This window comes from Rhizobium rhizogenes NBRC 13257 (genome assembly GCF_000696095.1).
Classification (GTDB): domain Bacteria; phylum Pseudomonadota; class Alphaproteobacteria; order Rhizobiales; family Rhizobiaceae; genus Rhizobium; species Rhizobium rhizogenes.
This window is the reverse complement of record NZ_BAYX01000008.1, coordinates 74,543-95,911: the sequence shown is the minus strand read 5'-3', so window position 1 is coordinate 95,911 and position 21,369 is coordinate 74,543. Positions and strand designations below refer to the sequence as shown.

General features: G+C 59.4%; 28 protein-coding genes. 14 read left to right on the top strand and 14 right to left on the bottom strand.

The genetic code is table 11. The features are described 5' to 3' along the window. Positions 1-59 precede the first annotated feature (59 nt). The 3 genes from RRH01S_RS19105 to RRH01S_RS33550 are packed head-to-tail and all read right to left on the bottom strand — an operon-like array spanning position 60 to position 1,033. Positions 60-314, bottom strand: coding sequence for a hypothetical protein (locus RRH01S_RS19105; protein WP_042473715.1), 255 nt, complete (start codon positions 312-314; stop codon positions 60-62). Then, entirely contained in the window at positions 311-811 is a 501-nt protein-coding gene (locus RRH01S_RS19100) for a twin-arginine translocation signal domain-containing protein (protein WP_042473712.1), read from the bottom strand. The genes RRH01S_RS19105 and RRH01S_RS19100 overlap by 4 nt, the downstream gene beginning before the upstream one ends. Before the next feature lie 42 nt (positions 812-853). Next, positions 854-1,033: an Arc family DNA-binding protein gene (locus RRH01S_RS33550; RefSeq protein ID WP_161600004.1), complete on the bottom strand. Its 180-nt coding sequence runs from the start codon at positions 1,031-1,033 to the stop codon at positions 854-856. A gap of 101 nt (positions 1,034-1,134) precedes the next feature. Here RRH01S_RS33550 and RRH01S_RS35150 point away from each other — a divergent pair, with 101 nt between their 5' ends. The 4 genes from RRH01S_RS35150 to RRH01S_RS19080 all read left to right on the top strand — a co-directional run bounded on the left by RRH01S_RS35150 (position 1,135) and on the right by RRH01S_RS19080 (position 3,415). Then, the gene (locus RRH01S_RS35150; RefSeq protein ID WP_052365218.1) at positions 1,135-1,767 is read left to right on the top strand and encodes an Arc family DNA-binding protein; all 633 of its coding nucleotides are present in this window, start codon (positions 1,135-1,137) and stop codon (positions 1,765-1,767) included. A gap of 114 nt (positions 1,768-1,881) precedes the next feature. Then, entirely contained in the window at positions 1,882-2,325 is a 444-nt protein-coding gene (locus RRH01S_RS19090; protein ID WP_034519918.1) for a hypothetical protein, read from the top strand. 185 nt (positions 2,326-2,510) lie between these two features. Continuing rightward, the gene (locus tag RRH01S_RS19085; RefSeq protein ID WP_042473709.1) at positions 2,511-2,846 is read left to right on the top strand and encodes a hypothetical protein; all 336 of its coding nucleotides are present in this window, start codon (positions 2,511-2,513) and stop codon (positions 2,844-2,846) included. 14 nt (positions 2,847-2,860) lie between these two features. After that, positions 2,861-3,415, top strand: coding sequence for a DUF6680 family protein (locus RRH01S_RS19080; protein ID WP_034519914.1), 555 nt, complete (start codon positions 2,861-2,863; stop codon positions 3,413-3,415). Positions 3,416-3,573: 158 nt separating this feature from the next. Here the strand turns inward: RRH01S_RS19080 and RRH01S_RS33160 are convergent, their stop codons facing one another. The 8 genes from RRH01S_RS33160 to RRH01S_RS19030 form a co-directional block, all read right to left on the bottom strand. Then, on the bottom strand, positions 3,574-4,248 hold the full coding sequence (locus RRH01S_RS33160) for a Fic family protein (protein WP_051696829.1): 675 nt from the start codon (positions 4,246-4,248) through the stop codon (positions 3,574-3,576). Between the two features lie 521 nt (positions 4,249-4,769). Further along, positions 4,770-5,345: a hypothetical protein gene (locus RRH01S_RS19065; RefSeq protein ID WP_042473707.1), complete on the bottom strand. Its 576-nt coding sequence runs from the start codon at positions 5,343-5,345 to the stop codon at positions 4,770-4,772. A 210-nt stretch (positions 5,346-5,555) separates the two neighbouring features. Then, the gene (locus RRH01S_RS19060) at positions 5,556-5,771 is read right to left on the bottom strand and encodes a hypothetical protein (protein ID WP_034519907.1); all 216 of its coding nucleotides are present in this window, start codon (positions 5,769-5,771) and stop codon (positions 5,556-5,558) included. A 155-nt stretch (positions 5,772-5,926) separates the two neighbouring features. After that, a complete protein-coding gene (locus RRH01S_RS19055) occupies positions 5,927-7,138 on the bottom strand; it encodes a phage major capsid protein (RefSeq protein ID WP_042473704.1) in 1,212 nt (403 codons plus the stop codon). A 224-nt stretch (positions 7,139-7,362) separates the two neighbouring features. After that, positions 7,363-7,602 carry a hypothetical protein gene (locus tag RRH01S_RS19050; protein WP_042473701.1) on the bottom strand — a complete coding sequence of 80 codons (240 nt, stop codon included), beginning with the start codon at positions 7,600-7,602 and terminating at the stop codon, positions 7,363-7,365. Further along, positions 7,599-7,934 carry a hypothetical protein gene (locus RRH01S_RS19045; RefSeq protein ID WP_042473697.1) on the bottom strand — a complete coding sequence of 112 codons (336 nt, stop codon included), beginning with the start codon at positions 7,932-7,934 and terminating at the stop codon, positions 7,599-7,601. Before RRH01S_RS19045 ends, RRH01S_RS19050 begins: the two co-directional genes overlap by 4 nt. Positions 7,935-8,071: 137 nt before the next feature. After that, positions 8,072-8,782, bottom strand: coding sequence for a hypothetical protein (locus tag RRH01S_RS19040; RefSeq protein ID WP_042473695.1), 711 nt, complete (start codon positions 8,780-8,782; stop codon positions 8,072-8,074). Positions 8,783-9,104: 322 nt separating this feature from the next. Continuing rightward, entirely contained in the window at positions 9,105-10,016 is a 912-nt protein-coding gene (locus RRH01S_RS19030) for a LysR family transcriptional regulator (RefSeq protein WP_042473690.1), read from the bottom strand. 136 nt (positions 10,017-10,152) lie between these two features. Between RRH01S_RS19030 and RRH01S_RS19025 the strand changes: the two genes are divergently transcribed. Continuing rightward, positions 10,153-11,259 carry an aldo/keto reductase gene (locus RRH01S_RS19025; RefSeq protein ID WP_042473685.1) on the top strand — a complete coding sequence of 369 codons (1,107 nt, stop codon included), beginning with the start codon at positions 10,153-10,155 and terminating at the stop codon, positions 11,257-11,259. A 48-nt stretch (positions 11,260-11,307) separates the two neighbouring features. On the opposite strand, the gene RRH01S_RS19020 is transcribed toward RRH01S_RS19025, so the two are convergent. Next, positions 11,308-11,766, bottom strand: coding sequence for a winged helix-turn-helix transcriptional regulator (locus RRH01S_RS19020; RefSeq protein WP_012650758.1), 459 nt, complete (start codon positions 11,764-11,766; stop codon positions 11,308-11,310). A 95-nt stretch (positions 11,767-11,861) separates the two neighbouring features. Between RRH01S_RS19020 and RRH01S_RS19015 the strand changes: the two genes are divergently transcribed. Next, positions 11,862-13,157: an MFS transporter gene (locus RRH01S_RS19015; RefSeq protein ID WP_110924643.1), complete on the top strand. Its 1,296-nt coding sequence runs from the start codon at positions 11,862-11,864 to the stop codon at positions 13,155-13,157. Positions 13,158-13,175: 18 nt separating this feature from the next. On the opposite strand, the gene RRH01S_RS19010 is transcribed toward RRH01S_RS19015, so the two are convergent. Continuing rightward, positions 13,176-13,925 carry a sulfite exporter TauE/SafE family protein gene (locus tag RRH01S_RS19010; protein WP_042473996.1) on the bottom strand — a complete coding sequence of 250 codons (750 nt, stop codon included), beginning with the start codon at positions 13,923-13,925 and terminating at the stop codon, positions 13,176-13,178. Positions 13,926-14,023: 98 nt separating this feature from the next. On the opposite strand from RRH01S_RS19010, the gene RRH01S_RS19005 reads away from it, so the two are divergent. After that, positions 14,024-14,914 carry a LysR family transcriptional regulator gene (locus RRH01S_RS19005; protein WP_042473993.1) on the top strand — a complete coding sequence of 297 codons (891 nt, stop codon included), beginning with the start codon at positions 14,024-14,026 and terminating at the stop codon, positions 14,912-14,914. Between the two features lie 76 nt (positions 14,915-14,990). Here RRH01S_RS19005 and RRH01S_RS19000 read toward each other — a convergent pair whose 3' ends face one another. Then, on the bottom strand, positions 14,991-15,332 hold the full coding sequence (locus RRH01S_RS19000; protein ID WP_042473990.1) for an antibiotic biosynthesis monooxygenase: 342 nt from the start codon (positions 15,330-15,332) through the stop codon (positions 14,991-14,993). Positions 15,333-15,428: 96 nt separating this feature from the next. Here RRH01S_RS19000 and RRH01S_RS18995 point away from each other — a divergent pair, with 96 nt between their 5' ends. The 7 genes from RRH01S_RS18995 to RRH01S_RS18965 all read left to right on the top strand — a co-directional run bounded on the left by RRH01S_RS18995 (position 15,429) and on the right by RRH01S_RS18965 (position 21,355). Further along, positions 15,429-15,860 carry a MarR family winged helix-turn-helix transcriptional regulator gene (locus tag RRH01S_RS18995; protein ID WP_042473683.1) on the top strand — a complete coding sequence of 144 codons (432 nt, stop codon included), beginning with the start codon at positions 15,429-15,431 and terminating at the stop codon, positions 15,858-15,860. 82 nt (positions 15,861-15,942) lie between these two features. Next, the gene (locus RRH01S_RS18990; RefSeq protein WP_007702916.1) at positions 15,943-16,404 is read left to right on the top strand and encodes a GNAT family N-acetyltransferase; all 462 of its coding nucleotides are present in this window, start codon (positions 15,943-15,945) and stop codon (positions 16,402-16,404) included. A gap of 145 nt (positions 16,405-16,549) precedes the next feature. Next, the gene (locus RRH01S_RS18985; RefSeq protein ID WP_042473679.1) at positions 16,550-17,428 is read left to right on the top strand and encodes a helix-turn-helix domain-containing protein; all 879 of its coding nucleotides are present in this window, start codon (positions 16,550-16,552) and stop codon (positions 17,426-17,428) included. 101 nt (positions 17,429-17,529) lie between these two features. Continuing rightward, positions 17,530-18,402, top strand: coding sequence for an NmrA family NAD(P)-binding protein (locus RRH01S_RS18980; RefSeq protein ID WP_042473676.1), 873 nt, complete (start codon positions 17,530-17,532; stop codon positions 18,400-18,402). A gap of 95 nt (positions 18,403-18,497) precedes the next feature. Then, on the top strand, positions 18,498-19,304 hold the full coding sequence (locus tag RRH01S_RS18975; protein ID WP_034519882.1) for an alpha/beta fold hydrolase: 807 nt from the start codon (positions 18,498-18,500) through the stop codon (positions 19,302-19,304). Between the two features lie 204 nt (positions 19,305-19,508). After that, on the top strand, positions 19,509-20,630 hold the full coding sequence (locus RRH01S_RS18970; protein ID WP_012650748.1) for an alkene reductase: 1,122 nt from the start codon (positions 19,509-19,511) through the stop codon (positions 20,628-20,630). Then, complete coding sequence (locus RRH01S_RS18965; protein WP_042473672.1) at positions 20,627-21,355, top strand: SDR family NAD(P)-dependent oxidoreductase; 729 nt, start codon at positions 20,627-20,629, stop codon at positions 21,353-21,355. The genes RRH01S_RS18970 and RRH01S_RS18965 overlap by 4 nt, the downstream gene beginning before the upstream one ends. The last annotated feature ends 14 nt before the right edge of the window (positions 21,356-21,369 follow it).

Here is a 21,369-nt window from a genome sequence, read left to right as displayed (position 1 = left end):
TGATTGACGAATGCCAGGGCTACGAGCACGCCGGCGAGTTTCTGTTTGCGCGGTCGACATCAGATCTTCCCCACAATCTCGTGCACCTTGGCATTCGTTTCTTTCTGAAGCTTCTCCACGCGATCGGTGGCATTCTCCAATATTTCGAGGCAATGGCGGATGCCATATGTGTCGTTCGCTTCGGGGTTTCGAAGAGCGAGCCAGACAGTGCGGAGCATCGAAATAGGCCCGTCGAGTTGATCGACGACATCTATCAGCGGTTCGGCCTGAACCCATTGGGCCATTTTGTTATCCACGGTCGGGTGCGGCTTCATGCTGCACCGCCTTCCAGCTTGCGGATGATGCGGCGCGGATTGATGCTTACGCTAGGAGAATGCAGCTGGCCGCGATGGTGGTATAAACCACAAAGGTAGAAACGCCGGTCCATGTCGGACCATTCCCGCACTACCCAGAAGACACCTTCTACGTTTCTGCGATGATGGTCTTCGACTTCGTAAAAGCCGGGGCCGCTCCATTCGACAGGCGGCCGGCTCGCTTCCAGAATGACAGCTGCGCCACCCATTTTGTGCGCCTGGTAGCCGCCGTCGATATGATCGTAACCAGGATGCATCTGCTGCAGGATGGCCTTGAGCTGATCGATACAAGCGTCGAGCTGCTGTTGATCGGTAAGCGGCAACTGCGGGATTTTCGCAGTTGCCGCTTCCGCCACCGCCGGCAGTGTTGCGGCGGAGCCGGCTGCGGCGAACTGGAGAAAGGTGCGGCGAGAAAGGCTTGCGCCCTTGCCGCTTTCTGGTTTATGGTCCGTCTGCATTTGATATCCTTTCCTATGCACACGAAAAAGCCGACGCGGGTCTCAAGCAGCGTCGGCTTTTTGCGTTTCGTCACGCGTGTATGCGCGCGTTAGCTGAAATATGATTTCTGCATTCATTGAGCGGCAGTTCTTTTTTGCCGATTCCTTGATGCGTGCCCGCATTCCGTCTGGGAGGCGAACAGGGAGCTGGTCTAGTTTTTCACTGGGGTATTTATTGCTCATCACCACGCTCCGTATCATTCCGATACGGAGAAATTGATATCAAAATGATCCGGAGTCAAGTTCATTTTGCTTGTTCCGATTTTATTTGATATCAGACGGGCATGGCGAGATCTTCTTTTCCAAGTGATGACATCGATAAATTGCTGGTCCGTTTTCCGGAGGGCATGCGCGACCGCATAAAAGAGTCTGCTGATTTACTCGGCCGCTCCATGAATGCGGAGATCATTCAGAGGCTAAAGCGGTCTCTGGAGGAGAGTCGAGACGACAGGGTAAAACTCGATCTCCCTGGTGATGTTTGGAACGCCCTGATGGCCGACGCGGCCATTCATGGCTTGCAGATGGATGAGCGAGCGGTTGAAATCCTCACCAACGCATATAACGAGAGCGCCGATTACACGCTAGCGTTGGAAAAGCTCCGGGACATGAGCGGCCAAATTAGCGATCTTTCCGAGCTTGTGGCCCATCTTAAGGAGAAGGAGGATGCGGATTTCCTTCTCTACTTTGGCAAGGTAATGCAGATCCGGCAGTTTGCTGCCGCCGTTCTTCAAATAGGCGACCTTCTGCCAGCGAACCTACGCGAGATCGCGGAAGGCGTATCGACGCTATCGAAGGCGGAATTCGAGACGTTGAAAGCTCGCCACGAGGACGCGATGTTCAAAAAATCGTTGGTGGAGAAAGCCCGCCGCACGTCGCAGGAGATAGCAGAAAATGAAAGTGACGAGGCGGAAGAATAGGTTTTGCCAAGTTGGCAAACCCGTTCCAGCATGAAACGGGTAAAATGTTCACACGTAATACTTGACTAAATGAATGCTCTACGCAACCTTTCATCGAAAAGGTTGGGGACTTTCATGAAGATCAGAACATTCGCAGTGCTGGCGCTCTCCGTTGCATTATCCGCGTGCCAAACTGCGCCGGCTACTCCGCTCGCACCGCAGGACTTCACGATCAACGCTTCAAAGCTCAAGACAAAGGAAGCGATCATCGCGACGTTTTTGCCTAGAAACTACAAGATCATCAGAGATTCTGAATTTCAGCTCGTTTTGGATCGGCCGGCAAATGATAACTTCGGCGCCATGCTTCTGTTTGGTTCGAAATTCAATGGCGTTCCCGATGCGCGCGTGACCTTCACCATTACAGGCGACAACCCCACCCAGGTCAATTCACGCTTGGAGCTGGTGACCAATCCGGGAAGCGGTTTTGAGCAGGTCACAGACATCAATGGTAACAGCGATGCCAGAGCGGCCCTCCAAAGAGGGATGACCATGGTAAAAGAGAAGGCGGAGACGAAATAGGGTCGGCAGATTTGCCGATTCTGTGAGATTTCAGATCGACAACTTGTCGAACTTCTCGCAAGCTTTGCCAAATTGGCGAACCCGGTAGCATGCGCAGTATGTTTGAAACAACCAGTACTTGCGAACCGCCCTTTTGCCTCCTATTTTTGCTTCACCGGGTTTGTGCAAACGCAGGGGGTAAGAGGATGCGCGGTTTCTATAAAATGGAGTACACCGGAAAGCAGGGCCAAGGTGCCGGAGCTGTTGCCTTCGTAGATAGCAAGCTTGCGGGCATTGACGTTGGGGGCGGCGTCTACACAGGTGAGTTCCAAACGACACCGGAAGGCGTGGTGACCGGTTATGCAGATTTAGCATTTCCAACCGGCGGCGTGCTGGTAACGGGCGTAGTGGTGGCGCCGGGCGCTCCGCCGATCCGAATTCCATTTTCTGTCAACGAAGATCAAGCTCTGGGGAAAGTCATGAGGATTGAAACGCCCACCGGACCTGTGAGTTTGAGACTTTCCTTGATTTCTGCGCTTTGACCTTGGAGTCATTTATGAACAGCGAATCGCTGCTAGCATGGACTGTTGTTTTCGCAACTTTTGCCGGGCCTATCCTGGCCGTGTTTGTAACGCGTTGGGTCGATGATCGCCGAAGCAAGCAGGCTCGAAAACTTGATACCTTTCGTGTGTTGATCCGGACGCGTCGCACGCAACTAAGTCAAGACTTCGTTACAGCATTAAATATGGTCGAAATCGACTACTATGATGCCCCGAAAGTGATAAGCATCCATTCAGAGCTTATGCGTCATCTGAATCTGCAGGTATTAGATGATGGTTGGCTCGATCGCACCCGGAGATTAGTTGCGCGTCTCTTAAACGCGATGGGTCAGAACGTCGGATATTCACTTGAGCAACTGGATATCCTCGAAGGCGGGTATCTACCGCAGGCACTTGTAGATGTTGAGGACGAACAACAGCAAGTAAGGAAATCATTGCTGGCGATGTTCAGCGGGAAACAGCCGCTTCCAGTTACCCTCCAGGCACCGCCCCAACAGATGCCTCAAACGCCTCACCTTCCCTTTATGCACGACGTACCTCCCCCAACCTGATCCCCGGCTATTCGGCTTTGCACCTACTGGCCGCGACTTTCTTATATTCGTTGATCGTAGGAAGGGCGGAATATTCAGAGCTGGCTAGCCGGTTTAACGACCAAATCTGGATCACTCGTCGGCTTTTCCGCCAGGTAATATTCGAAAGGGAGAATTTGTCACTCAGCTTGAGGTACTTGATCGGAAACGGGCGTTGCATTGTCTGTCCCACTGGCCCCATTTGCCGACAAATCCACTCCGAGCTGCTGAGCAAGCAGCGCAGATACAATCGCATGTAGCGGGCCGAGATCGGGCTGGCTAGTCTCCTTGAAAGACTTGTCGGCATGCCGCAGCGCCTCGACGTAATCCGGACGGTTTTGACGAAGCAGCTCCGGCAAGATTGCGTCCCCCTGAAGCCACTGCCCAGCCGAGATACACAAGATGTAATATGCGGCGGCGCGCGCTGTTCGACCGTTTCCATTTATAAAGGGGTGTATGTAATTCAGGCGCCATAACGCATATGTGGCAAGCACGACTGGATCTGTTTTCTCCCATCCCCTGTTCAAATCGTTGATGAAGTCATCCATCAGAGGCACGACTTGAAAAAAGGCAGGCGGCTCATGATCGCCAACGGTGACCTCGCAGGGACGATATTCACCGGCATGCGTATGCAAGCACACGATCGCGTGGAAATTTAAAGCTTTAAGTATCTGCTGAGACAGAAATGGCCGCCCCATTTCCAATGAGGCGACCACTATGGAACGCAGGAAATCGTAGTGTCGATTTCCGTTTTCAATCATTAATTTCTGATATACTGGATGGTCTTCGCTTCTAGTCAGCTCAAACAAAATCACTTAGGCGCTCTTGCGGCCCTCGAAATCTGCAAGTACTTCCGTGACCTGGGCCCTCGTCACAGTACTACTGTCCGACAAAGAACCCATAATAAACGATACGCGTTGCTTGTAAAGCTCATCCTCGGTCAGCTTACGGTTGCTGGACGAGCGAAGTTTCTCCAGAAGTTTTGCATTGGTGTGAAGCTCTGTCATCTCTTTACCCCAAGATTGTCTACTTCAGCTAACCCACTGGAATGTATCAATCTTCTTCTTGTCATTGGACCGAAAATAGGGCGCTTCGCCCATACTGTCAACGACACGAATTGTCGATACTGGTTAACAAACGTTAACGTACTGTTTTTGTTCACAAGAAAATCACAGTGATCATCTTGACAAATTTAGCTTAACAGACATTTACGGCCTGAAGGTGACTCCAGGCTTGCGCGCAAAATTGGGGCAGCATCGAAGAACGCCCATAGGCGGCGCTTTAACTCGGTATCACTTGCCATCGCCCCGACTTTTTAGCTTGTCGACCTTTTCCTTCACTCAGTCACAATTGGTTTTCCGACCTCATCCGGCCAGCGCTTCAAAACCTTGATAGAAATGCCATCGCGCGACACCTTTGCGTATTGCGCGGCACCGCCGACGCAATAGAGCGCTACGCTTGGCGCGTCATGGGAGCCGCATAGCGTTAGGCGCTGTCGTTCCAAGATGGAAAGACCAGATGTTTGGGGCTTGTCGTGATCGAAGTTCACAAAGCCGATCATCGGGCTTGTGAACTTGTTCAGCTTGACCATGTGGAAGGGCGGATTTCCTCCGGTGCGATAGCCGCAGAGGACATGAATTTCCGGGCCGCTACGGCTTTCGGAATGACCGGCAATCAGCAGCTCGAAATTTCCGAAGGTCAGCGAGGAACTTTTGTCGCGGGCTATAGCATTGCGTACGGTGTCGGACAGCGACTGCACCAGGTCGTCAAAGGTTTGGCTACCAGACGACGCGATCACGCCGGCGATGACGATGGAAACCCATGAAAAGCCGGAGCAGGCCATCACGGCGCCCCGATGCGGCAGAGGGATAACCTTGCTGCCAAAACCTTCCACGGCACCGCCACGCGCCATGTTGTAAATCACTGTGTCGGTAAAAACGTGGATATCGTCGTCACCGACAAATGCATTTCAAGCGGTCATTTCTTACCCTTTGGCTGGCACTTGAGCGGGTGACATGAGGCCGAAGCCACAAATGACGAGGTAATCCCGACGCTCGACAGAGCGCCGGCAATAGCTGCGATAGTGAAAACTGCCATTTTTCTATCCTCAATTTGCCAAGGTTTAGGACGCGGCCGATGCGATCGAGGCCGACAGCGACTGAATCGCCTTCATCAGACCTCCGTCGTGCCCATACTCGTCTGTCACTTCGGGCGAATGCCGAGCCACCATGCTGTTCGATTGTAGGCGCTTGATGCGCTCCCTCGCTGTGGAGCGCGTCATCCCCTGTGAAACAAGGACTCGCTCCATTGCGCGAATATTGCTCTTCATGTCGCTCATAGTTCCGATCTCCGATTGAAGGATGCGGTATCCGCGCCGGACGCGCGGATACCGTCTCGCCTGCCACCTTGACCCCTTCTACTGAAGCGTGGGCGCGGGGAGGTGACTGCCGTTGTCGGCCGGGCTACGACCTCGAGGAGCGCGCCCTTAGATGCTTACGCGCCGATCTTCAGGAACTTGAAGGCATTGGGATCATTGACGCCGCCGCCAACGCGCTTCGTGGTGTAGAAATTCACGTAAGGCTTGTTGGTGTAGGGGTCGCGCAGAATGCGCGTGCCCTGGCGATCATTGACGACGTAGCCGCGCTTGAAGTTGCCGAACGCGACGGGGATAGCATCGGCGGCGATCGACGGCATATTCTCGTCAATCTCGACCGGGTATCCGAGAAGCGTGTCGGTGCCGTCCTTCGAATAACTTGGCTCCCAAAGGTAATTGTCCTGCCCATCCTTCAGCTTCCGGATGGCGGCGGCAGTGGTCGAGGACATGAGCCAGCTTGCGCCCTGGCGATAGGGCGATGGCAGCTTGTAGACGAAGTCGATCAGGCCATCTGGCGTCACCGCAGCGGCCGAACCGCTGTTAACGACCTCGATAGCGCCACCCGGATGAAGCGCCGCCGCCGCGCCGCCCGTCGCGTAGGTGAGAAGACCGTTCGGCTTGTTGACGCCGTCACCGGAGATGAAAGCAACGCCCTCCTGCTTCGAAAATTCGTCGGCGAGCTGATCGGCAAGCCAGTTCCCGGCGTCGAAATCGGCGTCGTCGAGCAAGTTGGCGGTGATGGCCGGATTAGCGTAAATCTCGCCCGCCATGAAGGTGAGCGGCGAAAGGGTCGGCGTTCCCGTCTCGGGACGGGCGGCGGTTTCGCCGATCCATCCAGAACCCCATCCGCCAGCGTTCCACACCGTCGAGTAACCGCGAACGCCGGTCGGAACGACCATCGCTAGCCGACGCATGGGGCTGACCGTGGCGAGCTTCTGCAGAACCTTACGATCCCATTCCACGGGAGCGAGATAACCGCCGTCCGAAGCGGAGCCGGCGCTCATTGCAGCGTGGATTTGCTGACGGAGGCCGGCGCGGTTTGATGCCTTCAGGCTATCGTCCGCGTCTCCATAGCGGAACCACGACGAGAATACGCCGCTATATTCGGGATCGATCGGCACGTCATCGCGGCCACCAGGACCATTGAGGACAACCCCGGCAATCTTCGCGTTCAGATCGTCGACGGCCTTCTGAAAGTTGTCGGTCCGATCATTGTGAACACGCTTAAAGTCCTCGAAACCGGCCTGCAAGGCTGCGACGACGCGAGCCGGATCAGGGGAGTTTGCATAAATGCGGCCAATGGCGCGCGGCATACGAGCATGTACCGACATAGCGGTCTCCGTAGAAAAGTCGATCGGGCGCGCACACGGCGTCACTGCCCGTCGAACGGTTAAATTGGGAAAATGGTATAGAGGCAGCGCCTGGCGTGCCCGTCCTCGCAGCGCCTGGCGTGCGAGCGATCTATCCTCTGACAGCCCAGCCTTGCAGCGCCTGGCGTGCAAGTTGTCGCTTTGACCTGCCGATTGAAGGCAGAGGACGAAACAGGGTGAGGCTGTCATGACTCGTTGTCCTGGTCAAGAGTCCGGATGAAGCGACCAGAGTTTTCCAGCAGTTTCGCAACGTCGTCGTTCGAAGCACCGCGAGACAGGAGCGCTGCACATGCCCCAAGCAGCGCGCCCTCAAACACGATGTCCGCGTCATAGCCGAGATTGTCGGCAAGTCGAGAAACGGCACGAGCGACGGCCTTGGACTTGGCGTCGCGTTCGGCGAAGGTAGGTTGATCAGTGATGTTCATTTCCGGTTCTTTCGTTGTTGCAGGAGTTGAAAAATTTCTTCCTCGGTAGGCCTTCGACCGCCGAACATTTCGAGCATCCGCGCCTTGGCCTCCCGACCTTGCTGGCGATAGCTCGCGCCATATCTGAGCCGCCGCTCTCGGCTGCACTCCTCCGAGCATGTGACGGCGGGAGAGCGGGGTCCTCGTTCAAATTCGCAGTCGCAGATGATGCACAAATGCCGACGCTGCCCTCCGGTAAAAAATACCCGTTTTTCAGAGCTTTCGCCTTCAGGCGAACTATTTTCACCATTATTTTCAATGGCTTGGTTTTTCTCCCCCTGTTGAAAGCCCATATTTCTTCGCCTTTCCGGTAAAAAATCAGCGCCAAAACAAAAAAATCTCCACATGAGGGGGACGCGGGTCTAGGGCGCCGGCGGTTCCAGACTTTCGACCCCCCACCCTCGGCATCGGCTGCGTCAGGATCTCGATTTCATCCACCGGCGACGCCTGCGAAGCTATGCGCTGAACGCGCGTCTTGGCGGGACGCTTGGAATACGGTTTCAGAGGCCGCGTCTTCACTCCCCTCCAAAGCCATTTTCAGACGCGCTGCATAAAGAGAGAGGGAGTTTTTAACTCCAGTCTTTGAAGTGTTCAGACGTTTGAACCCTATCGCCCTCTCGATCCACTTCAGCCACGAGCTGCAAACGATCCTGATGATGTTCGTGAGGCTCTTGCGGCCTTCCTGCGGGCGCTCACGGACGCTGATGTGCCCGCGCTCTTTCGAACGAGCCTTACGGATGGCGTTCTGTACGGAGGTGCGACTAGCGCCAGCCAGGCGCGCGATCTCGTCGAGGCAGAGATCGCAATAGCCGCGATGCTTGCACCGCTCTGCAATAACCGACAACGCGGCGCGCTCAGCCTCAGAGTAGCCGGCACGCACGCCAGGAGGCATATTGCCACCTCCCGCCCATGTGCGGCGCCGGCCAATGGCCTTCTCACGCTCTTCAGGAAGCGGCTTTCGTCTCGCGCTCTGCTTCACGACGCGACCGGCCGCGATGGATGCGCTCTGACGCTGATATGCCTCAGTTGCCGCCTTTGTGCCTTCTCCGCTTGCGAAGCGCTGATCGCGGGTCGGATCAGCGCGCGACATCAGGCGCGGCAGTGTGCGAAGCAGCGCGGCGGATATCTTGAATTCCGACATCACGGACGCTCCCCATACTGGAGAGCGTGGGCGCGCTTAGTCGCCTCTATCGCATCGATGTTGCTAAGGCCGAACTTCGCTTTGATGGCAGGGATGACCGCGCCAACGATGGTCGCTCGATTGAGGACAAGCCATCGAGCGGCCGCATCTGCGGAGTTGGGAACCGCGTCAGAAGCATCAATGTTTTCAAGGCTCGATTTTTCGCTATTGGGTGAACTAACGCCCTGTTTTTCCTTCGGCGGGGGATTTCCACCTTGTCCGCCATCTCTATGGCTATTTATTTCCAGACATCAACATCAGACGGCCTATACCCGTGGCAAATCTAAGATTCGCTGATAGCGCGGCTGACGCTCCGCGCGGTGTCGATGAAGGCTCTGAGCTTCGGCGCCAATTCGGCGCGGCGGGGGAAATAGAGGAATAGGCCGTCTTCGGTAACGGCGTAGGGATCCAGCACCTGAATGAGCCTGCCCGCGGCAATATCGGCCTTTACCAGAGGTTCGAACACATAGGCGAGGCCAACGCCGGCCAGCGCCAGTTCGACGGCCGAGTGCGATTCCGTGACGATCGCCGAACCTCGTACCGCCACGGCGACATCCCGGCCGTCCTGTACTAGGTCCCACTGGTAGAGCCCGCCGGAGCGAATGAGCCGGTAACCAATGCAATTGTGCTGCGAAAGATCCGTGAGATTCATCGGGCGACCGCGGCTGCCGATGTAGCCGGGCGATGCGACCACGATGGAACGGAACGGCGACGTCAGCCGCACCGCCACCATGTCCTGCGCGATCATCTCGCCGATGCGGATGCCGGCGTCGAAGCCTTCGGAGACGATATCGGTCAGACGCTCATCGGAGAATATCTCGACCTCGACATCGGGATAGCGCTCCGCCATTGCGGCGACGATCGGGGTTACGGCAAGCGGCAGGGATATCCTCGCGGCATTGATCCGCAGCAGGCCGCTGGGTCGCCCCTTGACAGAGCGGATGCGCTCCATTCGCTCGTGAATATCCTGCAGGGCCGGGGCCAGCGTCCCGACCAGGCTCTTGCCCGCATCCGTCAGCGCAACGCTGCGGGTCGTGCGGGCAAATAGCGGCTGCCCCAACCGCTCCTCCACCAGCCGCACGGCATGGCTGACCGCCGATGGGCTCATGCCGAGTTCGGCGGCAGCGGCGGCAAAGCCACTGCGTCGCGCCACGGCAACGATAACCGGCAGATGGGCAAGCAGGTCGCGATCCATTCATGCACCATATCGCACACTGCATGCGGAATAAACGATCTTATCGAATAGATGCCTTTTGCGCATCCTACGCCGGCGAACCGCGACGCAGGAGAACCTGCCAAACGCACAGGATCTATGAGCGAGGATCAAACCCATGGGCATGACCTATTACACACTCGGCAATAGCGGCCTGAAGGTGCCGCGGCTTACGCTCGGCACCATGACCTTCGGCACGGAATGGGGCTGGGGCGCGGACAAGGACACCGCACGCGCCATGTTCGACGCCTATGTCGAGGCCGGGGGCAATTTCTTCGACACGGCCGACGCCTATACCGGCGGGACATCGGAAGCGTGGCTGGGCGAATTCATCGCCGAGCGCGGTCTGCGTGACGAGGCGGTGATCGCCACCAAGTTCAGCATGAATATCGCCGGCAACAACCCGAACATCGCTGGCAATGGCCGCAAGAACATTTTGCGCGCGGTCGAAGGCTCGCTGAAGCGGCTGAACACCGACCATATCGACCTCTATTTGCTGCATTGCTGGGACCGGCTGACGCCGCCAGAGGAAGTCATGCGTACGCTCGACGATCTCGTCCGCTCCGGTAAAGTTCGGCATGTCGGCCTTTCCGACGTGCCGGCTTGGTATGCCAGCCGCGCGCAGGCAGTGGCCGAACACCGGGGATATGAACCGGTCTCGGCATTGCAAATGGAATACTCGCTGGCGGAGCGCAATATCGAGCAGGAATTCATCCCCTTCGGCAGCCGCTATGGTGCCGGCATCATGGTCTGGAGCCCGCTAGCAAGCGGCTTCCTGAGCGGGAAATACCGGTCCGATTCCAGGGAGCAGGTGAGCGGACGGCTTGAGAAGGTACGCGGCACAAGCAATCCCGGCTTCCAGAAATTCACCGAGCGGAACTGGGCCATCGTCGCCGAGCTTGAAAAAGTATCGGCTGCGCTTGGCCGCAGCATGGCGCAGGTGGCCGTGAACTGGGTGATGACGCAGCCGGGCGTGGCCTCGGTCATCCTCGGCGCCACCAGGCTAGACCAGCTCAAGGACAATCTCGGCGCGGTAGAGTTCGAGATCCCGCCCGAACTGCGCCGCCGCCTGGACGAGGTGAGCGCCCTGCCCCCGACATTCCCCTATTCTTTCTTCGGTTCGGAAATCCAGGGAGGTCTGACGGGCGGAAAGACGGTCGGCTACAAGCCTGAGGGCTATTTTCCCGACCTGACGCTGTCGGGAAGCTTTGCCGGCGTGAGCTGATGGAAGAGTCGGCACAGAGGATGCAGGGCCGGTTGGCGGCTTGACCTGTCACTCCTCGTCCGCGACAGGCACCTTGAGAATAAGCGCCTTGTCGGCGGTGACTGCGTTGCCGTCATCCGTTCGGACGTCGAGGCGGATGGGCCGGCCGGTGTCGCGATCGACCAGCTTTGAATGCGGCTCGCCCGGCTCGAACAGATAGCGCTCTCCCCATTGCCGCAGCGCCACCATGACCGGGAAGAGATCGCGGCCCATGTCGGTTAGATGATATTCCTGATGTGCTCCGCCATTGGCCGCCGGAACCGACGTGAGAATGCCGCGCTCGACCAGCGTGCGCAGCCGCTGGGCCAGGATATTCTTGGCAATACCAAGGCTTTTCTGGAATTCGCCGAAACGCGTCAGCCCATCGAAGGCGTCGCGGACGATCAACAGCGACCACCAGTCGCCGATCACATCCAGCGATCGTGCGCTCGGGCAATAATTTCCGCTGAGGCTCTTTCGCCCGACCATGCGTCTTCCTTCGATAGATAGCAGTTGCATTATAAAACCAATCCACTATTGATCAAATGGTTTCATTATAAAACCGAATCAATGGAGGAGCCGGGATGCGATCCGATGATGATGTGGTGCTGGACGCCGATTTTGCCAAGACGAAGATAGTCTCCGACAAGACGGAACAGTGGGCGTCCAGTCACGGCGAGCCGCGCCAAACACCGCCGCTGTCGCGCGCGATCATGCTGCTCTTCGCGGTGGCGAGCGGGCTGGCGGTGGCCAATGCCTATTTCGCGCATCCGATGCTCGATGTGATGGCCGACGATCTCGGCCTGTCGCGCGCTCATGCGGGGCTAATCGTCGGGGCGACCCAGGTCGGCTATGGACTGGGGCTAATCCTACTGGTTCCGATCGGCGATCTTATCGACCGGCGCCGGCTGGTGATCGCACAATCGCTGCTCTCCGTCGCAGCACTCATCGCCATCGGCTTCGCCTCCAGCGGAAACATGCTGCTGGTGGTGATGGCGGTCATGGGGTTGCTGGCGGTGGTAACACAAGCCTTTGTCGCTTATGCCGCAAGCCTTGCCCCACCAGCCGAGCGTGGCCATATCGTCGGGGTCGTCACCAGCGGGATCGTGCTCGGCATTCTGCTTGCCCGCACCGTCGCCGGCACGCTCACCGATCTCTCGGGCTGGCGGACGGTCTATCTCGTTTCGGCGGCAGCGACGCTTATCATCGTCGCGCTGCTCTGGAAGGCCTTGCCCCGGCAGGAAGCGCGCCCGGCGTCGATGTCCTATCCGCGCCTGATCGGCTCGCTATTCGGGCTGCTCGTCTCCGAACCGGCGCTGCTGATCCGCGGCATCATCTGCATGCTGATCTTCGCCAACATCACGACACTGCTGACGCCGCTTGTGCTGCCGTTGAGCGCGCCGCCCTTCTCGCTGTCGCACACAGCGATTGGCCTGTTCGGGCTTGCCGGCGTGGCCGGAGCGCTGGGTGCGACCAGGGCCGGGCGATGGACGGATCGGGGATTGGGGCAGCGCACCACCGGTATTTCGCTGGCGCTGATGCTGCTCGCCTGGGGGCCGATCTCCCTGCTGCCGCATTCGATCCTCTGGCTGGTCATCGGCGTCATCGTCATCGACTTCGGCCTTCAGGCCGTGCATGTGACCAACCAGGCAATGATCTACCGCGTGCGGCCCGACGCGCAGAGCCGGCTGACGGCGGGCTACATGGTCTTCTACTCCATCGGCAGCGCGCTGGGTTCGTCCATGTCGACGCTCGCCTATGCCCATGCCGGCTGGCTTGGCGTCTGCCTGCTCGGCGCCGGCATCAGCGCCCTCGCCCTCGCTTTCTGGGGACTGACGTTGCGGGTCATGCCGGCAAACGCAACCCAGGCTCTCTCATAATGTTGGCTGATACCGCGTTTAGAGAAACGGCCTTGCGAGCATTTCGGCACCAAGAAGAAGGAGGCAGATCAGGAACCATAGCCTAAATGTGGCCGGGCTGACCCGGTTGCGAATAAGCTGCCCGGCCCACATGCCGGCAAGCGCCGGCAGGATCGCCAGCGCCGACATGGCGAGATTGTCGAGCTGGAAAGCGCCGCGCCAGGCAAGCCCGGCCGCGAGCGCCATGGTGGAGACGGTGAAGGACAGGCCGAGCGCCTGCACCAGATCGTCCTTTTCGAGACCCAGCGCCTGCAGATAGGGCACGGCCGGGATGACGAAGACGCCGGTGCCGCCCGTGACGGCGCCGGTGACGAGGCCGATAGCGGGCGACAGCCACGGCTCCAGCCGCGCCGGCACCCGGAGTTGGCGGGCAGTGAGCGTATAAGCAGCGTAGATCACCAGTGCCGCGCCAAGTGCTGCCGTCGTCAGCATAGTGTCGCCGCTGGTCAGCAGCGATGAACCCACCACAGTGCCGACGACAATCGCCAGCATCATCGGCCACAGCCTGCGCAGGAGCGGCCCGAATTTCGGGCCGGCGAAGAGCTGCCAGACATTGGTCACGAAGGATGGGGCGATCAGCAAGCCGGCGGCGGCAAGCGGCGAGATCAGCGCGCCGAGCACACCCATGGCGACCGTCGGCAGCCCCATGCCGGTGACGCCCTTGACGATGCCGGCGGCAAAGAAGGTTGCGGCGATCGCGACAACGAGCAGTATCGAATGATCCATCATGCCGCTGACATAAGGGATCTGGCGACCGGCACAATGCGGATGATCCATAGCCAGGCTTCGGCTGTTCCGAAGGCTGGATCTCGGTTATGCTCACCCACATGCGCTTTGACTTGACCGATCTTCGTCTTTTCCTTGCCGTGGTGGATGCCGGCAGCATCACCCATGGCGCGGCGGATGTCGGGCTTTCCCTGGCCGCCGCCAGCGAGCGCCTGCGCGACATGGAGGCGACTGGTGAAGTCAGGCTGCTCGAGCGCGGTCGTCGCGGGATCTCGCCGACACCGGCCGGCGAGGCTCTCGCGCATCACGCCCGCCTGATCCAGCGGCAGATGGCGCAGATGCATGGCGAACTCGGCGAACATGCCAGCGGCCTGCGCGCCACCCTCCGGCTGGCGGCCAACACCGCCACGATCACCGAATTCCTGCCCGAACGGCTCGCGCCCTGGATGGCGGCCCATCCGCGGATCGATATCGAGCTGAAGGAGCGGCAGAGCATCGAGATCGCCAAGGCCATCGCGGCCGGGCTGGCGGAGATCGGCATTCTCTCGGATGCGGTCGACACCAGCGGCCTGGAGCTGCGCCCCTTCGCCATCGACCGGCTGGTGGTGGTCATGCCCCGCGATCACGCGCTGGCGGAGAAGAAGCGCATCGCCTTTGCCGATATCCTGCACCAGCATTTCGTCGGGCTCTCAGGCGGCGCGCTGCAGGATCACATCGACGCCCAGGCGGTGAGGATGGGCGTCAAGCTGAAGATGCGGGTGCGTCTGCGCACCTTTGAGGCCATCTGCCAGATGGCGGCAGACGGCGTCGGTCTCAGCATCGTACCCGAGACAGCGGCGCGACGCTGCGGCAGATCCACCAAAATCACAGCTATCCACCTTGCCGATGATTGGGCGACGCGCCGGCTGTCGGTCTGCATCCGCGCGCGCGAGGAATTGACGGCGCCTGCACGGGATCTTTTCGAGCATCTGGCGTCGCACGGCATGCAGTAGAACACTGCCCTCCTCATTCCCGGATTGCTGTCGAAGCAAAAATACTGGCCCATTCGACGGCCCTTGTTGAAGGGGTTTAGAGGGCTGAGGAAAACCCTTCCGACATCGGCGTGTAGTTCCCAAGATCGGCCTTGATGCCCAGTTCTCGGAAGTAGTTCTGCGGATCGAAGCCGTTCTCCTTCTGCCTTTGCTGCGCGGCCTGCCTGGCATTTTCATAGGCGGCGGTGTCGCGCCACTCGACAATGGTGACGACATTGAATTCCCCGGCTCCGGACACCTGTTCGAGGACAAGGTTCTGCACGCACCCATCCGCGGCCCCCAGCGTTTTATGCGTAACCTGTAGCCGGGCCATGAAAGCATCGCGCGATTGCGCCGGCACCACAAACTTATCCACGCGAAAAATAGACTCCGTCTTCATGCCTCTCACTCCAAGGTTCAATTTCACATTGATCTCACCATCGATTAATGACAACATATTGTCAATATTGATTTCCGCAATCAGAGAAAGCGACCCATGCCCGCAGATGCAGACGAACTTGGCCGCCTGATCCTCGAAGTCTTCCGCCTGAATGGACGGCTTCTCGCAAGGGGCGACGAGATCGTCGGGCCGATTGGCCTGACGAGCGCGCGCTGGCAGGTGCTCGGCGCCATTGCCCGACCAAGGAATGGACGCACGGTCGCGCAGATCGCCAAGGAGGCCGGCGTTGCCCGTCAAGGCGTACAGCGCATCGTCAACGAACTCGTCCGCGACGGCCTGGTGGAATTCCGAGACAACCCGCACCACAAGAAAGCGCAGCTCGTCGTCCTGACCGGCAAGGGCAGCGACACCTATAAGGCGGCCGACCAGCTTCGTCGCGACTGGATCGGAGCACTTGCCGCCAAGTTCCAATCGGCGGATATTGCCAAGGCTATCGACGTGCTTGCCGCACTTCGGCAAGGCTTATGACGACGCGCTTCTCTTGCCAACATCCGGCTATGTATCGATAGTCGGGTGTCCATCGCTCCGTTCAAAACGACAAGGCGCAGGAATGTCCAATCTACCCATGATCCGCCCCGTCGCCCGCAAAGACTTCGATCAGTGGCTTCTCCTATGGGAAGGCTACAACGCGTTTTACGGTCGCTCGGGCGCGACTGCCCTTGCGCCCGAGATCACGCAGATGACCTGGGCACGCTTCTTCGACGCTTACGAGCCGATGCATGCTCTTGTCGCCGAAAGCGAGGGGCAGCTTGTCGGCCTCACGCATTACCTTTTCCATCGCAGCACCACCGCGATCGAACCGAGCTGCTACCTGCAGGACCTGTTCACGCTCGAGGCCGCACGGGGAAAAGGCGTGGGCAAGGCTCTGATAGGCGAAGTCTACGAGCGGGCGGGCGAGGCTGGCGCTGCCCGCGTCTATTGGCAGACGCATGAAACCAACCTCACGGCGATGAAGCTTTACGACCAGGTGGCCGAGCGCTCCGGATTCGTTGTTTATCGCAAGCTTTTCTGATCGAGACGCCACTGCCGCCAGCCCCTCCGATTTCCTGAGAGGCTAAAGTCATCCGGACGGACTTCCGTCGCCCGATCTCGAACCCGATCGACAAAGGTGTATGATCGGCGCAAATCAACGACGTCCTCTATGAAAGGGCGAACTCATGGATCAATTCGGCAATCCCAATCTCTCAAAGAACGGTGCGGCAAACATCCTCCTTTCGAGCAAGCATCTTGGCTGGGCTGGTTTGAATGCGGAATTGCTGCACATCCGCGCCGGTCGCACCTATGTTCCCGGTTTGTCATCGCACCGGCTCGGCGTTCATTTCGGACGTGCCGTGAACGCGCATTGCCAGTGCGATGGCCGGCACTCTCGCCGTGTCCAGAAACATGGCGACATCGACATCGTGCCCGCCGGGTTGGATGGCTGGTGGGAGGATGACGCCGATTGCACCATTTTGCGATTGGGCATCGGACCCGAACTCTTCAGCACTGCGGCCACGGCAATGGGACGCAATCCGGAAACGGTTTCCCTCGCTCCGAAGTTTCAGCTTCGCGACGCCCGGATCGAGTCGATCGCCTGGGCGATCAAGACGGAACTCGAGGCAAGCGTACCTTCCGACAGGCTCTATGGCGAGACGCTTGCCTTGGCGCTTGCGATCCGCCTGGTGGAAAACGGGGACCAGTCGGGAGGGGAGAAACCCGCAACGGTGAGGTCGCTCAGCGCCCTGCAAAGGCGTCGTCTCGTGGACTTCATCGAAGACCATATCGATCAATCCCTGTCGCTTGCCGACCTGGCTGCGGTCTCCGGGCTCAGCCTATCCCATCTGAAGCCGTTATTTCGGGCCACATTCGGCATGCCCATGCACCAATACGTGCTGACACGCCGGGTTGAGCGCGCCAGGCTGATGCTTCTGTCCGAAGACATGCCGTTGAGCCAGGTAGCGCTCGAGACGGGTTTTGCCCACCAGAGCCATATGGCGCACTGGATGCGACGTATTCTCGGCATCACGCCCGGCATGATCGCCCGCACGCGCCAGTAATTTCGATTTTCATCCGATCCCGCAATTCGTCATCCGAACATGCGCGAAGGAAGTGGCACGGACGAATAAGCCTCTTGGGATGACACACGGGAGGAAACATCATGTTCGCTATTCTGGGCGCTACCGGGAAAATCGGCCGCACGACAATTGCCGCCTTGCGAGAGAGAGGTGCGCCGGTCCGGGCAATCCTGCGCGATCGCTCAAGGGCGCAGGAGTTTGTCGATCTGGGCTGCGAAGTCGCCGTGGCTGATATGGCCGATGTCGGCGCTTTGAGCGATGCGATCGACGGCGCCCGCGCTGTCCAGGTCATCTGCCCTATCGATGTCAGGGCGATTGATGCACGCGCCGAGATGCTGCGGCTGATCGAGACGATGGGCGAGGCTCTGGACAAGGCAAATCCGGAATTGGTGCTTGCCATCTCCGATTACGGCGCCGAAGTGAAATCCGGGACCGGGATCACGCTGCTCTTCAATGCTTTGGAAGCTCGCCTGCGAAAGCTGCGCTCCCGCAAAATTTTCCTGCGGTCGGCGGAGCACATGGAGAACTCGGCACGCGTGACACGAGTAGCGGTCGAGACCGGCCAGCTACATAGCTTTCATCATCCGTTGACGAAACTGTTCCCAACCGTCTCGGCCTTCGACGTCGGCGCCATCGCCGTCGATCTGCTTTTTGAAGACAAAGACATGAGCCTAAGGATTATCCATGCCGAAGGTCCGCGGCGATATACGCAAAACGATGTTGCGACCGTTATCACCTCCCTGGTTGCCCGTCCCGTCGTCGCCCGGGAACTGCCACGGTCGCAATGGGAAGCGATCCTGACCCGCAGCGGTCTTTCCGAGAGCTATGCGCAGCTGGTGACCGAACTCTACGAGGCGCATAATGCCGGTCGAATAGATGCCGAGCGCGATGCCGGCGAGATCCGTCGCGGAACAAGCGAATTGACGGAGGCGCTGCGGCGGTTTGTAAAGCCATGACGAGCTGCCCAGCCGGCTTGGCTCGATAGATGACCCGGCCTGGATTTCGGTTATGCTACTGCCGAGAAGACGTCATCGCATGGGGGGAGATGAGCATGGAATTCAAGGACGACGATCTCGAAATATTCGCGGCCGATGGTGCCGCCCCCCTGCCCGCCACGGATATCCAAGGCCATGTCGAGCATGACGGTATCCGCATCTGGTATGCGGCCTATGGGGAGGGGCAGCCGGTCATCCTGCTGCATGGTGGCCTCGGAAACGGCGGCAACTGGGGCCATCAGGTGCCGGCGCTGATCGAGGCCGGCTATCAGGCGGTAATCATCGACAGCCGAGGCCATGGCCGCAGCACGCGCGATCCGCGACCATACAAGTACGAACTGATGGCCTCCGATGTGCTGGCGGTGATGGACAGGCTCAACATCGAAAAAGCCGCCATCGTTGGGTGGAGCGACGGGGCATGCACCGGCCTGATCCTCGCCAGAACCCATCCCGCGCGCATCGCCGGCGTCTTGTTTTTCGCCTGCAACATGGACCCCAGCGGCGCCAAGGAATTCGTGCTCACGCCGATCGTCGAGCGCTGCTTTTCCCGGCACGTCAAGGATTACGCCGCCCTGTCTGCGACGCCGGATCAGTTCGACGCCTTCGTCGAGGCCGTCGGCCTGATGCAGCGGACACAACCGAATTACTCGGTCGCTGACCTTGCCGAGATCGACGTGCCTGTCACGATCGTGCACAGCGAGCATGACGAATTCATCAAGCGCGAGCATGCCGACCATCTCGCCCGCAGTATTCCCGGCGCGGAGCCGATCCTGCTGCCCGGTGTCAGCCATTTCGCGCCATTGCAGCGCCCGGCGCAGTTCAATGGCGCGATGCTGGCTTTCCTCGCCAGGATTACGGCGTAGCACCCGTCAGGCCGGAAGTCTCCACGCTTGGCGGTTGCGGAAATATGACTTTCGGCATCAAGCTTGAGCGAGATTTGGTTGCGCACGTCCGATTGTTGGAATAAATGATGACCATCATCTTATTCACACACTCCCGAGACCGATTCGCCGGTGACCGGCCCTTCCGCCCCGGCGAGCAAAATTCGCTCCAGGCAGGTGATTTGCATGACAGCTACTTTATTTTCGCCGTTGTCCGTCGGTCCTTACGAACTGGCGCATCGTGTCGTCATGGCGCCGTTGACGCGCATGCGGGCGAGCCAGCCGGGCAACGTCCCTTCCCCGATGAATGTCGAATATTACGCACAACGCGCATCCGAGGGCGGGCTGATCATTTCCGAGGGCTCGCAGATCTCGCCGAGCGGACAGGGCATGCCGGCAACGCCGGGCATCCATACGCTGGAGCAGATCATCGGCTGGAAGGCCGTGACCGACGCGGTTCATGCCAAGGGTGGGCGGATCTTCCTGCAGCTCTGGCATGTCGGCCGCATCTCCCATTCGTCGCACCAGCCCGGCGGCGCAGCGCCGATCGCACCGTCCGCGGTTGCCGCATCCGGTCAAGCTTTCACGGCCTCGTTCGAGCGCGTGCCCTTCGAGACGCCACAGGCGATCGATATCGATCTGATGCCGCTCTTGATCGATGTCTACGCCCAGGCAGCGGCCAATGCGAAGCAGGCTGGTTTTGACGGCGTCGAAATCCACGGCGCCAACGGCTATCTGATCGAACAATTCCTGCAGGCTCGCTCGAACCAGCGCACCGACCAATATGGCGGCTCGATCGAGAACCGCACCCGACTGCTGCTCGACGTGGTCGAGGCGGTTTCCAAGGTCTGGGGTTCCAATCGCGTCGGCGTCCGCCTCTCGCCCTTCGGCATTGCCAATGATAGCGGCGAGGACGATCCGCTCAGGCTCTACGGCCATGTCATCCGTGAGCTCGACCGGCTGCATCTTGCCTATCTGCACCTGATCGAGCCGCGTGCCAGCGGCGCCGGACAGGCCGAGGTTGACCACAAGAATGTACCCTCGGCGGCCGAGCTCTTCCGCCCCGCCTGGTCAGGCACCCTGATCGCCGCCGGTAATTTCAAGCCGGAAACCGCAGAGGCAGCCCTTGCCGCAGGCCATGCCGACGCCATCGCCTTCGGCCGCCTGTTCATTGCCAATCCGGATCTGCCGGAGCGCATTCGACAAGGAGCGCCCCTCAACCCCTATCATCGCCCAACCTTCTATGGCGGCGGCACTGAGGGCTATACTGACTACCCGACACTCGACGCCAGGGAGGCAGCGGAATGAGCACGCCAAGCGCCGTCATCGTGGGTGTGGGAGCCGAACAAGGGCTTGGCGCGGCGCTCTGCCGGCTGCTGGCCGACAAGGGCTATCACGTCGTCATTGCCGGCCGTACCCTGGACAAGATCACCAAGGTCGCCGACGGCATCAATGCCTCCGGTGGCAGCGCCGAGGCGATCGAGACCGATGCGACCAACGAAGCCGCCGTAACGCGGCTGTTCGACCATGCGTTTGCCCCACGAAATGAGATCGACCCGCCCGACTTCATCGTCTTCAACGCCGGCATCAACCGGCCGATCGGTTTTCGCGACGTCACCGCCGCCGAATTCGAGGAATTCTGGCGCATCTGCTGCTTCGGCGGTTTCCTCGTCGGGCGCGAAGCAGCCCGGCATCTCGCTCCGCTTGGACGCGGCACGGTGATCTTCACCGGCGCGTCGGCCAGCCTTCGCGGCAAGGCCGGTTACGCGCAATTCGCCGCCGCCAAGGCGGGCTTGCGGATGATCAGCCAGAGCATGGCGCGTGAATTCGGACCGCTCGGCCTGCATGTCGCCCACACCATCATCGATGGCGGCATCGACGGCGACAGATTGCGGCTGAGGCGTCCCGAGATACAGGCGGACAGCCTGCTCAACATCGACGCCATCGCCGAGACCTACTGGCACATCCACCGCCAGCACCCCTCCGCCTGGACCCAGGAAATCGACCTGCGCCCGTATAAGGAAAATTTCTGAGACCAGCACGCAGC